The sequence below is a fragment of the Rothia aeria genome, assembly GCF_016726365.1.
In the GTDB taxonomy this organism is placed as follows: Bacteria; Actinomycetota; Actinomycetes; order Actinomycetales; family Micrococcaceae; genus Rothia; species Rothia aeria.
In genome coordinates, this window is sequence record NZ_CP068102.1 from 1,824,399 (window position 1) to 1,836,623 (window position 12,225).

Here is a 12,225-nt window from a genome sequence, read left to right on the forward strand (position 1 = left end):
TGTATGCACATTCCCGCGCCGCTACATCACCGGAACTGTACCCCATGCGCGTGCCTTGGCACATGAGCGTGCGGGGCTTGGCGACCCGTGGTAATTATTTTCAGAATTTTATGTAATATTCCCGCGAAAATGAGGTTTTACCGAGGTCGCAGAGATATAGTATTTAGTGAACCGTATGATCTTGTATGCGTTCAAATGTCTGTGTGTTGTCTGCTCCCCGAAGGCATTGAAGCCTTCGGGGAGCAGTATTTTAGTAAATATAAAACCTTTACTATAAGCTTTAGCAATTTTATGTGCGGTATGCTGTGTATTTACACCGTATATGATTATGGTTAGAACACAATTAGTGTGCGTGCCTCTTCTGTACACCGCCTGCGGGATTAAGGCGCCGCTGAGCCTTTAGTGCTTCCCACACCCGCGCTGTACAGTTGAACTATGAGCGAAGAAAACACGAACAAAACAACCACAGACCACACCGACCGTGAAATCACCGTATACGTGCCCCCACGCTGGGGAGATATGGACGCCTATGGCCACGTAAATAACGTGGCCATCCTGTCCATTATGGAAGAGGCACGTATCGCCCTGTTTGGCCCGCCACCATCGTCCGGGCAGAAACCGAAAAACCTGCCCGCCCCACCTATCCCGCTGTTTGAGACCATGGCCGACGGGGTGCAGGCGCTCATTGCTGAGCACGGTATCCGCTACGTGGCGCCGCTGCCGTATACGGGTGAGAACATACCGGTGCGGGTGCGCATTGAGAAGATTACAGCCGCCTCGGTGCGGGTGGGGTATAAGATCCTTAACCCCGTCAACGGCACCGACTGTGTGCGTGCTTTTACGGTGCTGGCATTCTGGGACTCAACCGCCGAGCAGCTGGCACGGCTGAACCCATCTCAGCGCGCCATGCTGGAGGGTCACAAAATGCTCGGTCACGGGTCGGCCACAGCCATTACCCAGTAAGCGCCTCACAGGCGGGCTTCTATATGCAGTAGCAGGGGCTCCCCTTGGAGGGATGCGGAGATGTTTGTACTGAATATACAAGGCGCGCTCCTTGGGGAGCCACGAAGTTTACTAGTATAAAAACTAAGCTGTAGCGGATGTACTTGGTGGTGTACCAAGTGCTGCTGGTGTGTATTTAGGCGGTGGCTTCTGCTTAGTTTATCGGTTTTTCTTGGGTTACACTGAACCTGTCTCATACAATAAATACATAAATTTGAGTTAGCAGTTGGTATTTCTTTAGATAAATACAATAAAAGGGCTAAGCCGATGGGTGATTTATTAAAAGTTTTACAGCAATGGTATCAATCAAAATGCGACGGAACCTGGGAGCACATGTACGGGGTTGAAATTGATACCTTAGATAACCCGGGGTGGACGGTCTCTCTTACGGGAGAGACCGATAAGAAAAGCATAAATATTTTCGTTGACCGTTCCGAGGACAACTGGCTGTCAGTAAAATCCTGTGACGATAACTTTGTTGCTTACGGCGGCATCAATAACCTAGAGGAAATACTGGCGCACGCGGTAGAATGGATTAATAGTTAATAGTGGCCCCGAAATAGAGAAGACATAACTCATGAATAAAGGATTCTACACTAGCCATGTTTAAAAATATTTTACAAAAATCAGTGCATGGAGTTATTGTCTCAGGGTATACGGAAAACACCGGTGGAAAGCAGTTTTATCAGCCCATGTACCGGTGGCTCTTTTTCGAGCTGGAGGACGGCTTCGCGGTGTTTTCCTCCAATGATGGAGATATAGAAGTAGAACTGGCCGATGAGATTACTTGTCTTTTCGACATTGAAGAGGGCGATATTTTTACGCTAATGCATATTACCAATGAGGATTTAGGTGTCATTCACAGTGTGGAATGCCAAAGAGACGCGCTGGGTAATCTTATTGAAGTGACGATCTGTACGCACAAGAAAAATATAACTTTGAATTCATTAACCCTAGAAGGGTTTGAGATTAGTATTGCGTAAAACTACTAGCGTAATAAGCGCAGGCGGCAGGGCACAGTCTATAGATGTCTTACGCCCCTGGTGTTGAACCGAAACGAAAACATGAAAAAACTAACTCAATACGTCAAAACTCCCCTTCTCCTCATCACCCTGATCGATGGATTCGCGGACGCATCCTTCGGGCTGATCCTCATCGTTTATATCTCGCGCATTGCCGAGCCCTGGTGGCTCACCGTCATGGCCGTCGGCGGGTTCTTCACCGGCATACTCTTCGGTCCTTTCACAGGCTGGGTTGCCGATCGTTTTTCGGGTCGAACCTGCTGGTCTGGCTCCCTGGCCGTATCCTCGCTCTGCGTGGCGGTCATCGCGTTTTTCCCGCATCCGGTCACTATCGTTGCCATGAGCGTGTTCAATGGAGCCGCCGGAAATCTCACCAACGCCGCCGAATTCAAACTACTGCCGAAGGCGCCGGGTATGACCCCGTCGAGCGCATCCGCCTCTATTGTGGGAATCGGCTCGTTCTGCTCGATCGTAGCCCCGCCTGTGGGCGCCTTCTTCGCCACCTGGAACATGACCGCCACCATAGTAGGTTCTTCGGTGTTCTTGCTGACTGCGGCAGTCATCGCCTGGTTTAACGTGCCAGCACAGCCCGATCATGAGCTGTCCGATGCGATTAAACGCGATAGTTTTAAAGATATTTTCCTAGGATTCTCGGCTATTTCCAGCGCCCGTGCCCTCGTGGTTTTCTTACCTGTGATGGCGGTCGTAGTTGCTTCCACCACGATGGAAGGCATCGCCGGGGTGTTCTACCTGCAATCCATCACGAACACCGCATTCGAATATTCGCTCGTGTTGGCGATGTGGGCTGTCGGGGCGCTCATCGCCAGCGTTTTCTACGGGCGCGGATGGTACAAACCGCAGCTGGTGAACGCGATTCTGTGGGGCGGATTCTTTATTGGTGCCGCGATTCTGCTGGAAGGGCTGGTGGCGAATCCTTGGATTGTGGGAGCTGGGTTCCTGGTAGGCGGGTTCTTCAACTCGATCCACAATATGGGTATTCGTGACATGGTGTATACACGGGTGCCCGAGCATCGCCAGGGGCAGTCTTGGGCTCTTATCGGCTCGCTGTTCAGCTCAATGGTGCTTGTGGGTGACCTACTCGGTACGCCGGGAATACTGGGGGATGCGCGCACTATTGTCATGATCGGCGGCGCGACGGCAACCGGTGCGGCGGTGGCGAACCTGCTGCTGTATGCGCTGGTGCATAGCCGTGTAGGACAGGCTCAAGGAGAGAAAACGGGCCATTGTCCTTTCGAGAGTTCATAGCACCAACATGGCAAACTGAAGCGCCTCTGAGAAAGGCCTAACTTTCTCAGAGGCGCTCACCCAGTGATTTAGGGGGCCGAGTGCGATTTACGCCCAATAAAACCTAGTAGTTGGTCTGCGTACCGGCGCGCCCAGCTTTGCTGCGGGGGCGCAGATTCTTGAGGGCGGGCCGTCTGGCGTGCCTGTGATTGCGCAGAAATACTGTTGTAATAACTGGTACGGATTTCGTGCAGAACTTCGTCACGGTTTGCACGCGGCGGCGCAACTTCGCCGTTCTTGACGAAAGTTGGGGTCCACTTTTTATGTGATGTAACGGTCATGATAACTCCTCAAAACCCATTCAGACGGGTGAGCTTGGCCGCAGTACGTAGTTTCCCTATTCTACACCATTTGAGTTTTCACTGTCGGGAGGAAACCCTGTAATATCCAAAGTTCGAGCCACAATGTCTTGCATCTGTTGGGCAATTTCTAGGTCTTCTGCCCCCAGTAACTTTGGTGGCTTATGAGCGTATCGATCAATAAGCATAAGGGCGAAGGCCTGCTCATATGGCTTTGATGAGTCGCCCACATACTTTGCTGCCCACTGCATCTGGTCTTGAAACTCAGCGCTTACTGCTTCTCTGGCGCGCTCCCGGCTGGCACGTAAGACAGCGACTGCGCCGATGATAGCAGCCAGAAGAGTTAAAAACCCTGAGATACTTGGGAGGGCTAATAGCCATTCGGGGATGTTCACTAATAACCTCCTTTTATATTCTAAAATATATTATAGATAGAAATAAGCTACTATATAAGACTTTTAGAATCATTCAATATATTTATATTGCAAATATTTACATGTGATATTTTGAGGCGAAAGAGCCTGCGTATCGCTGTGATGGAGCGTTCAAGATGGAGCCAGCGTGGGTAAGAGCCTTCGTCGGGGAGAGGTAAAATTAAACCCGGCTTAATACACCCCGATAAATCAAGGAGAAAACCCCGTGAAAGCTTACCCGGTTCTCGCCGTTGGTGCGGCGCTCGCTCTGGCGCTAACAGCATGCTCATCAGGAGATCAGAAAGCGCAGGAAAGCCCCAGCTCATCAGCCGCCTCAAGCAGTGCAAGCGCCAGCGCCTCCGCGAGTGCTTCTGTGGCGAGCGCATCCCCGCAGGTGAGTACCGCCGCGCAGGAGCCCACGGTTGGTACCGCCCCCGCCACGGTATCTGACGAACCCACCTGGGGCACTATCACCACCAGCTCGGCTGCCGCAGGGGCACCCACAGCCACAGCGGCTGGCGAAAGCGCCAGCGCCGCCGCAGGCTCCGGGCAGGGCGGTGCCAACAATAACCCCAAGAACCCCCAGGCTCCCACCGAGAGAATAGCCCGTGCAGGCGAGAGCTGCGGCAATATTCAGGCGCAGAATGGCAGTGCGGTCGTTACCGTACAGAACGGTGCGGTAGTGTGTGACCGTGCGCTGACGGTGATGCAGGAGTACGTGAATACCTCGGCGTCGTCGCGCGCCAGCCAGGCCATTCAGGATGCCCAGTGTTCGTGGAATGAGCAGTCCAGCTCTGCTGAATGCACGGCGGCTAATGGGGGCGTGAAGTTTACTGCACAGCTGAGCAACCCAGCCTCCCAGCAGCAGGGCGGCGGTACTGCCCCTGCGCAGCCTGGCGCATCCCCGAGCACCGCGGCGGCTTCTGAGTCGGCTGCTGGTGCCGCAGCCCAGTAGCCGCAGCTATTTACTGCTGGTTCCTTCTCAAGGCGCTTTAGCGGCAGGCAACGGCCCGAAACCGTTATCTGCCGCTAAAGCGCCTTTGTGTTGGCTGCGATTTGTTCCTCCCCTTTCTGCCGGTGAGGGGCGCGGACTATGAGTTCACGTCTTCCAGTTCGGAGAGTTTGGGCAGGGTGCGCAGGCCCGGCTGTACGAGCATAAGCACCAGCGAAAGCACCATGAATACGGCGAAGAACAGTAGGGTGGTGCCAGCACCCCAGGCACCGAAAAGCACCCCGGCGGCGAGTGTCGCTGCGGGCATTAGCGCCATGACGGGCACGCCCAGCGCCGAGTGCACCCTGCCTATTGCGGCCTCGTCGGTGGTGGCGTTCACGTAGGCCATAATGCTGGCGTTAAACGCCGGTAGCGGCACCCCGGCGAGCGCGAACACAACGGCTGTCGCCCAGAATGTGGGGTGTATGAATACTGCGGCGAGCTGCCCTGCCGCGATCGTACCCACGGCGCATATCCCCAGGGTGCTCAGCGCCAGCCGGTCGGTGAGAAAGCCTACCAGGGTGGAGCCGGTAAGTACTCCCGCCCCGAAGGCGCCCATGAGTACCCCCACCCACAGTGCTGAGAAGCCAGCCGACTGGTAGTAGTAGATGAGAGTGAGCGGAATACCGGTGGTCGCAAAATTTGCTATTCCGGTCACGGCGGCTATTGCCAGTAGGGTTTTGTCGGCGAGTACTCGCCGCCACCCGTCTTTGAAGTCCGCGAGTATCCCGGAGGTCGTTTCAGGTGCCGCGCTGTCGGTGGCCGATACGGTGCTGCCGCCGGGCGCGGGGTCGTCGCTGTTGTTTTTCGTCTTCCGGTACTGGTCGATGCTTCTGCGGCTGGGAACCACGGCGAGGGCCACCAGGTTGAGCAGCCCCTGCGCCGCAAGCAGCAGGTGAAGTGATATCCCCGCGATAAATCCTGCAATTGGTGCCCCGAATAGGTTGGCGGCTGATTCGCGTGCTTGCCCTATGGCTGAGGCGCGCCCTAGATCCGTGACGGGAACGGTCGCGGCAATGATTTTCTGCTCGCTGGGGTAATCCAGCTGGGATGCGGCGGTCAGCAGCACCAGAATAAGTGTTAGCACCACAATAGAGTGGGACCCGCTCATGCTGAGGGCAAGCACGCCCACCCAGCCCAGTGTTTGGGTGGCGCATGAGAGGATGAGTGCCCGCCGCGGGGTCATGCGGTCTACGATGGTGCCGGAAATAATACCGGCGGTGATTGCGGTGAAGCTGCAGCAGAAAAGCACCAGGGAGGCGAGCTCGGGGGAGCCGTTCATCGCTATCACCATGAAGGTGATGGTGATGAGAGACATTGCGTCTGAGAGCTGGTTGAGGGCGAGGGCCGCAGCGGTGCGCTGAAATGCTGTGTTGGCCCGTAACGGGTTTTTGGGCGCGCTGGCGGGGGTATTGGGGGTCATGCGTTTGTTCCTTGAAAACGTCGAGTGCTTTTATACCTGTGGGGTGTTGACGGCATACGCGTAGAACCCACGTCGTCAGTGTTCGCGGGTGTGCGTGTGCCGTGGGTATTAGCGGTCGTTTTCGTAGCAGCGGCGCTGAATAATCATGATCCCATCCAATTCGAGGGTGACTGGAGTCACTTGTAGTATAGGGGATGTGCGGCACCCCGCGCCACATAGGGCCAAGAATGAGGCGATGCGCGGCTTGCCACTAGCGAGGGTCCGATGCCTGGCCGGGGCCGTCATCCGTTTGTTCGGGGCTGGCATCTTCTTGTTCAGGGTCGTCGTGTTCGGTGAGCAGCGCATCCAGCCGGGCGAAGGTGGAACGCCAGCTGGTGCGTACCTCCTCGTGAACATTCGGGGGCATGGGGCCGATCTCCACGGTGATGCGCGTGCCCTCACCCACACCTTCGGGAGTAATCACCGTCTCGGGGTGAAAACGGAACCGGGAATACACCAGAATGTCGCTGGGCTCACCCAGGTGGTTCGGCAGCTGCTCGGCGTACTCCAGCTCGTGGTACGGCTCAATAGCCAGGAACCGGCTCTGCAGCACGCAGGTGGCCCCCGGGTCGAAATCGTTCACCATCCGCACCCGCTGAATACCGCCCACTACGGACTCCACAACAAGGTCGTCTGTTTGGGCACGCCACCCCGCCGGACCGTACCAGCGGTGTAGCTGTGAGGGGTCAAGGTAGGCGGTAAACACCCGTTTGGGGTTCGCCGCGATCTCGTGGTCAAACACGAGCAGCTCTTCATCAGGTACCTTCGTAACACTCACAGTAGGCCTTTCGTAGCTATGGTTTCTTCCCAGAGTAATAGTTACCGAGGAATTCGTCACGGTACTCGAAGTAGGTGCCGTCGGCGATCGCGGCGCGCGCATCATCGACCATGCGCACGATAAACCGCTCATTGTGAATGGAGGCGAGGGTCGCCGCCAGCCGCTCATCCGCTTTGAACAGGTGCCGCAGATAGGCGCGTGTATAGTGTGTGCACGTATAGCAGTCGCACCCCTCATAGATGGGCGAGAAATCTGCTTTGAACCGGGCATTCGTCACGTTAAAACGCCCGGTGGGGGAGTAGAGCGCCGCGTTACGCGCCACGCGGGTGGGTGAGACACAGTCGAAGGTGTCCACACCGTTTTCCAGCCCCACAAAAATATCGTCCGGTTCCGAAATACCCAGCAGATGGCGGGGCTTAGCCTCCGGGAGTTCTTCGGCGCACCAGCGCACAATGGTACCCAGGTTCTCCTTTTCGAGGGCACCCCCGATACCGAACCCATCGAACGGCATATCACCTAAATCACGGCAGGCTTTGCGGCGTAAATCCTCATACTGCGCGCCCTGAATCACCCCAAAAAGTGCCTGGTAGGGTTTGCCCGTGCGCTCATCCGTGAGCCGTTCATGCTCCGCAATGCAGCGCAGCGCCCACAGACGGGTGCGTTCCAGCGCCTCTTCCTGGTACCCGCGGGAATTGTACAGAGTTGTCAGCTCGTCGAAGGCAAACATGATATCTGCCCCGATCTGATGCTGCACCTGCATTGAAACTTCGGGAGTGAAACGGTGAATAGACCCGTTGATATGGGACTTAAAATTCACGCCGTCATCATCAATATGCGCCAGGCGATCCTTGCCGTGAGCCACATCGTCGTCGCCAATCGGGCGCCCGTCGGCACCCTTCGCATCGGCAACGGTTCCCATGTCAATCACCTTTTTGAACCCCGACCCCAGGCTCATCACCTGGAACCCGCCGGAGTCGGTGAAGGTTGGCCCGTCCCAGTTCATGAACCGCCCCAGCCCGCCAGCGGCATCCAGAATCTCGGGTCCGGGCTGCAGATACAGGTGGTAGGCGTTCGCCAAAAGCGCCTGCGCCCCAAGCTCCTTCATCGCTTCGGGAAGCACCGCTTTGACGGTCGCCTTCGTACCCACGGGCGTAAAGGCGGGAGTCTCAATATCGCCGTGCGGGGTGCGAATCACACCCGTGCGCCCCAAAAACTGCCCGCCGTTAGCCTCAACACGCTCGGCTGAGGGGGATGCGGTCTCGGCAAGACGGCTGGTGACGGTGAACCCGAAACCGGGGTTGGGAAACTCGCTATTGCTGCTGCTCATGTGTGCCTTTCCACCGTGGGAGGGGTGCTCGCCGCCGGGCACTGGCGCGCGGAAATACCGCCCGAAGAACCCGCACAAAGAATAAAAAACGAAAAGTTTGGTGACATTAGCGCGCCCGCCCTGGGGGCGCACCGTCTAGGATACGCGCGTCAGCAGGGCTGATGCCTCTAGCACCATCCATGCCTGCAGCTGCCCGGAGAGCTCCACGGGGGTGCCCGCCGGCAGTACCGTGTGCGCCTGCTCCGTGAACTTGGGGGAGAACACCGCCACCGCGTCGCCACGGATTTCGCTGGTGTTCACACCCGGTTCGCTCAGCGGCAGCTCGGGGTCGAACTCGCGGCGCCCCTCCCACACTGCGCGGGCGCTGCCGTGCACCAGTGAGGCCGCCAGCAGGCGTGCATCCTTGCTCAGCAGCTCGCACTGTGCCGCCTGTGCCAAGTACCGCACCAGGATGCCGGTAAACAACGCACCGTCGCCGTCACCGCCGGATGCGAGCACACGCCCGCGCTGGCCGTCGCTGAACACGAACTCCTCGCTCAGGTGGGTCACAATACCCACAATCAGCTGCTCGGCACGGCGCACCAGGGAGTGTGCCTGCTCGGGGCTGCGTTCTGCGACCGCCAGCAGTGCGGCCAGAGCCGTCCCCTGGTTGTACGTGTAAATATTCTGCTCGTAATCCAAGTCGATGTCGCGGGCACCGACCACATCACGGACCTTGCCGGTGCGCACGTTCACCCCGTCGATGTAGAGCGAACGCTCCGCATCCCACAGGGTGTTATTGAGCCAGGTCACCAGGGCGGAGGCGTCGGCAACGTCACCGGCGCGGGCGAACGCCAGGGCGGTGGGGGCCGTCGCCGGGGTGTTAATGAAATCCCGTTTCTGCTTTGACCAGCTCACCCCACCGTAGGGTGACATGCCGGAACGCAGCTGCGGGAACAGAACGTTCCCGGCGTCCTGCGCACCGGTATCACCTTCGCCGCCGTTCATGGCGCGGGACAGCTCATTCATGCGACCGGCAGCCAACGCCAGCCACGCCATATCGTCGTAGAAGCCGTTCACGAATGTGCCCAGGTTTCGGGCGTTAATGCCGCGCACCAGCGCGCGGGCGCGCGAAAGCCATTCTGAGGCACCCAGCCGGTTACCGGCGTGCAGCTCGCGTTCCCCGGCGTCTACCACGCACTCCAAAAAATGCGCCTGCCACCAGTAGTGCCAGTCTTTAAGCCGTTTGCTGAGGGGCCGGGTTTCGGGCACCTGCACGGAACCAAGAAGCGTTCCGGGCACGCCCAAGGGACGGTGCGCAAATTGGTGAAGCACCGAATCCGCGGCTAACCGGGCACGATCAGCCGCACGCTGGGCGTAGTCGGCTGCGGTGTGGGTGGGCGCCTGCGATGTGTGAGTGGATTCCATAAATGCCTTTCCCGGGGGCCGAGACAGTTTTACTCATCTATACTTTACCCTTATTTACCTTTGACATTATCCCATCTTGTGGGAAATGTTCGCCTTCACGTGCAGGCTTATGGCCTCAGGGCTGAATTTATGGTGGATTATGACGGTAGAAGAGCCAGCTTCCGCATACTGCGTAACCGCACCCGCTCGCCCGTGACGGGGTGCTCAAACTCCAGTCGGTGCGCCACTAGCTGAAGCGGCAGCTCCGGGGCATCGGCTGGCGGCAGTACCTTCGGGTAGAGCACATCCCCTGCAATGGGTGCCCCCAGCAGGTGCAGGTGGGCGCGCAGCTGGTGGGTTTTACCGGTGTGCGGGCGTAACCGGTACAGTGCCAGCTGCCCACCGGTGACGGGGCAGCCCGGTGCCGGGTGCGCGATTGCGCCGGTGTGCTGAGGTGTATTGGCTGTATGATGCGGGCCGGGCGCATCGAAAACTGTGAGGATGCGCACCCCGGTGGTGGCGTTGGGGTTCAATAGTTCCCGTTCACACGATGGCTGATCCCATTGCCGCACCTGCAGCTTACCCCGTATTTTCTCAATGCGGGTGCGCACCGTCAGCTCACCCGATAATGCTGCGGCACGCGCCTGAGGATCGGGTATGGGGCGGGCCACCGCCAGATATTCTTTGAAGACCTCGCGGCGGGCAAACATGGTCTGAAATAATCCCCGCGCCGGAACCGTTTTGGCGAAGAGCAGCACCCCCGCCGTCGCCCGGTCCAGCCGGTGAACCGGCACCAGCAGCGGGTTTCCCTCGCGTACCCGCAGCTTGGTGAGGGCCGTCTGGGCCACGAACGCCCCGCGCGGGGTGGTGGGCAGAAAATGCGGTTTATCGACCGCCAGCACATGTTCATCTTCGTAGAGTACCGGCAGGTCATCGGGGAGCTGAGGCTCCTCGGGCAGTTCCCGATAGTACCAGATGGTGAGCCCGGGAACGTACGGTGAATCGCCGGTGAGGATACGCCCGTTATCGGTGCGGATCTCCCCGCGCTCAAGACGGTCCGTAATAATTCGTGGGTTATGTGGGTAGAACCGGGCCACTAAAAAATCTGCGACAGTTCTCACCGGCTGATTGGGGTGCGCTGACCCCGCGATGTCAAGCGCGGCCCCCGGGTCATTGGGGAGGGTAAACGCTACCGGGTCAATACCCGCCCGCTGGGGCAGCGGCGGGGTTTTAGTGTCTCGTGTGACTCGTCTGGGCATACGCCGATTCTACCGGCGGCCCCCGTTGGCGTAATATTTCCCCCAAAATATCCACTTTATCTGTCTAATTAAAGCTGAAGTTTATGCAGTATAGATTTTTTCTATAGTTTTTGAGGCGTTAAATATGGCCGTTCGATGCCCGTTTGGGCGTCATATTTTCTGAAAACCCACAGCCGTTCAGGGTGAAGCGGTAGGATTGAAAAAAGAGGGTTCGAGCAATCGAACATATAAGGGGCAATTATGGAACACTATATACGCAACGAAGCTGAAATGAGTCAAGACGCACCCAACCACACTAAAAATAAGACGAGGAAGCTTCCTGTGCCGCACCGTACGCGGCTGACCCCCGCCGCCCGCGAAGAGCAGATTATTAATGTTGCCGCCGCACATTTTGCCCGGCGCGGAGTGGTAGGCGCCTCCATGCTCGACATCGCCAAGGAAGCCGGGATTACCCGTGCCCTGCTGTACCATTACTTCCCCGGCAAGGAGTCCCTGGCTGCTGCTGTGACTCGCCGTGAAGCCCGGGCGGTTCTGGAAACCCTCAGCGAGCATCACGAAGACCCGCAGGAGGCGCTGCACACAGCGTTACATGTCTACTTTGACCGTGTGGCCGGGCGCGGCACCGAAGCCACCAGCGCCGTTCCCGACACCCCGGATGAGTACCTCGAATGGATGCTGCACCGCACCGGCATGCCCGTGAACGACCGCACCCGCATGATACTTGGCGGCTGGATGCATCTCGTCGATTACTTCGCCCGGCACGTGGTGCAGGGGAAAGCACGCGGGCGTGTCTCGGCGGGGGCACGGGCAATGCGCACCGAAGAAGCTATCGAACTGTGCATGGGCGCCGCTGATAACCTCACCGGAGGTGGCTACTAGAGCCTTTCAACAAGACCCCACATCGGGAGCTGCCGAAAATATTTCGGTTCCCTCGATGCGGGTTTCTGCTTTTAAAGCACCCACATATCTGGGTACCCCAGA

General features: G+C 57.8%; 13 protein-coding genes. 6 read left to right on the top strand and 7 right to left on the bottom strand.

Going from position 1 to position 12,225, the window contains the following annotated elements; translation table 11 throughout:
- Positions 1 to 435: 435 nt before the first annotated feature.
- The 4 genes from I6I94_RS07905 to I6I94_RS07920 all read left to right on the top strand — a co-directional run bounded on the left by I6I94_RS07905 (position 436) and on the right by I6I94_RS07920 (position 3,290).
- Positions 436 to 963 (top strand): acyl-CoA thioesterase, encoded by a 528-nt coding sequence (locus tag I6I94_RS07905; RefSeq protein WP_023134514.1) that lies wholly within the window; start codon positions 436 to 438, stop codon positions 961 to 963.
- Positions 964 to 1,335: 372 nt separating this feature from the next.
- Positions 1,336 to 1,548: an Imm53 family immunity protein gene (locus I6I94_RS07910; protein WP_232018555.1), complete on the top strand. Its 213-nt coding sequence runs from the start codon at positions 1,336 to 1,338 to the stop codon at positions 1,546 to 1,548.
- Between the two features lie 56 nt (positions 1,549 to 1,604).
- On the top strand, positions 1,605 to 1,985 hold the full coding sequence (locus tag I6I94_RS07915; protein ID WP_006887642.1) for a hypothetical protein: 381 nt from the start codon (positions 1,605 to 1,607) through the stop codon (positions 1,983 to 1,985).
- 81 nt (positions 1,986 to 2,066) lie between these two features.
- The gene (locus tag I6I94_RS07920; RefSeq protein ID WP_128087083.1) at positions 2,067 to 3,290 is read left to right on the top strand and encodes an MFS transporter; all 1,224 of its coding nucleotides are present in this window, start codon (positions 2,067 to 2,069) and stop codon (positions 3,288 to 3,290) included.
- A 68-nt stretch (positions 3,291 to 3,358) separates the two neighbouring features.
- Here I6I94_RS07920 and I6I94_RS07925 read toward each other — a convergent pair whose 3' ends face one another.
- Positions 3,359 to 3,610, bottom strand: a complete 252-nt coding sequence (locus I6I94_RS07925; RefSeq protein WP_201620583.1) for a hypothetical protein — start codon at positions 3,608 to 3,610, stop codon at positions 3,359 to 3,361.
- A gap of 56 nt (positions 3,611 to 3,666) precedes the next feature.
- Complete coding sequence (locus I6I94_RS07930; protein ID WP_128087081.1) at positions 3,667 to 4,023, bottom strand: hypothetical protein; 357 nt, start codon at positions 4,021 to 4,023, stop codon at positions 3,667 to 3,669.
- 244 nt (positions 4,024 to 4,267) lie between these two features.
- On the opposite strand from I6I94_RS07930, the gene I6I94_RS07935 reads away from it, so the two are divergent.
- Entirely contained in the window at positions 4,268 to 4,996 is a 729-nt protein-coding gene (locus I6I94_RS07935) for a hypothetical protein (protein WP_201620584.1), read from the top strand.
- Positions 4,997 to 5,132: 136 nt separating this feature from the next.
- On the opposite strand, the gene I6I94_RS07940 is transcribed toward I6I94_RS07935, so the two are convergent.
- The 5 genes from I6I94_RS07940 to I6I94_RS07960 all read right to left on the bottom strand — a co-directional run bounded on the left by I6I94_RS07940 (position 5,133) and on the right by I6I94_RS07960 (position 11,244).
- On the bottom strand, positions 5,133 to 6,455 hold the full coding sequence (locus I6I94_RS07940; RefSeq protein ID WP_128087078.1) for an MFS transporter: 1,323 nt from the start codon (positions 6,453 to 6,455) through the stop codon (positions 5,133 to 5,135).
- 250 nt (positions 6,456 to 6,705) lie between these two features.
- On the bottom strand, positions 6,706 to 7,272 hold the full coding sequence (locus I6I94_RS07945) for an SRPBCC family protein (protein ID WP_201620585.1): 567 nt from the start codon (positions 7,270 to 7,272) through the stop codon (positions 6,706 to 6,708).
- Positions 7,273 to 7,288: 16 nt separating this feature from the next.
- Complete coding sequence (gene tgt, locus I6I94_RS07950) at positions 7,289 to 8,599, bottom strand: tRNA guanosine(34) transglycosylase Tgt (protein ID WP_128087077.1); 1,311 nt, start codon at positions 8,597 to 8,599, stop codon at positions 7,289 to 7,291.
- Positions 8,600 to 8,734: 135 nt separating this feature from the next.
- Complete coding sequence (locus tag I6I94_RS07955; RefSeq protein WP_126500552.1) at positions 8,735 to 10,006, bottom strand: glycoside hydrolase family 76 protein; 1,272 nt, start codon at positions 10,004 to 10,006, stop codon at positions 8,735 to 8,737.
- Positions 10,007 to 10,143: 137 nt separating this feature from the next.
- Entirely contained in the window at positions 10,144 to 11,244 is a 1,101-nt protein-coding gene (locus tag I6I94_RS07960; protein WP_128087076.1) for a pseudouridine synthase, read from the bottom strand.
- A gap of 240 nt (positions 11,245 to 11,484) precedes the next feature.
- Here I6I94_RS07960 and I6I94_RS07965 point away from each other — a divergent pair, with 240 nt between their 5' ends.
- A complete protein-coding gene (locus I6I94_RS07965) occupies positions 11,485 to 12,123 on the top strand; it encodes a TetR/AcrR family transcriptional regulator (protein ID WP_128087075.1) in 639 nt (212 codons plus the stop codon).
- Positions 12,124 to 12,225 lie beyond the last annotated feature (102 nt).

Coding starts and splice junctions, on each gene's coding strand:
- tgt (WP_128087077.1), bottom strand. CDS start 8,599: ATGAGCAGCAGCAATAGCGAGTTTCCCAACCCCGGTTTCGGGTTCACC.
- I6I94_RS07940 (WP_128087078.1), bottom strand. CDS start 6,455: ATGACCCCCAATACCCCCGCCAGCGCGCCCAAAAACCCGTTACGGGCC.
- I6I94_RS07905 (WP_023134514.1), top strand. CDS start 436: ATGAGCGAAGAAAACACGAACAAAACAACCACAGACCACACCGACCGT.
- I6I94_RS07965 (WP_128087075.1), top strand. CDS start 11,485: ATGGAACACTATATACGCAACGAAGCTGAAATGAGTCAAGACGCACCC.
- I6I94_RS07960 (WP_128087076.1), bottom strand. CDS start 11,244: ATGCCCAGACGAGTCACACGAGACACTAAAACCCCGCCGCTGCCCCAG.
- I6I94_RS07925 (WP_201620583.1), bottom strand. CDS start 3,610: ATGACCGTTACATCACATAAAAAGTGGACCCCAACTTTCGTCAAGAAC.
- I6I94_RS07915 (WP_006887642.1), top strand. CDS start 1,605: ATGTTTAAAAATATTTTACAAAAATCAGTGCATGGAGTTATTGTCTCA.
- I6I94_RS07910 (WP_232018555.1), top strand. CDS start 1,336: ATGTACGGGGTTGAAATTGATACCTTAGATAACCCGGGGTGGACGGTC.
- I6I94_RS07920 (WP_128087083.1), top strand. CDS start 2,067: ATGAAAAAACTAACTCAATACGTCAAAACTCCCCTTCTCCTCATCACC.
- I6I94_RS07955 (WP_126500552.1), bottom strand. CDS start 10,006: ATGGAATCCACTCACACATCGCAGGCGCCCACCCACACCGCAGCCGAC.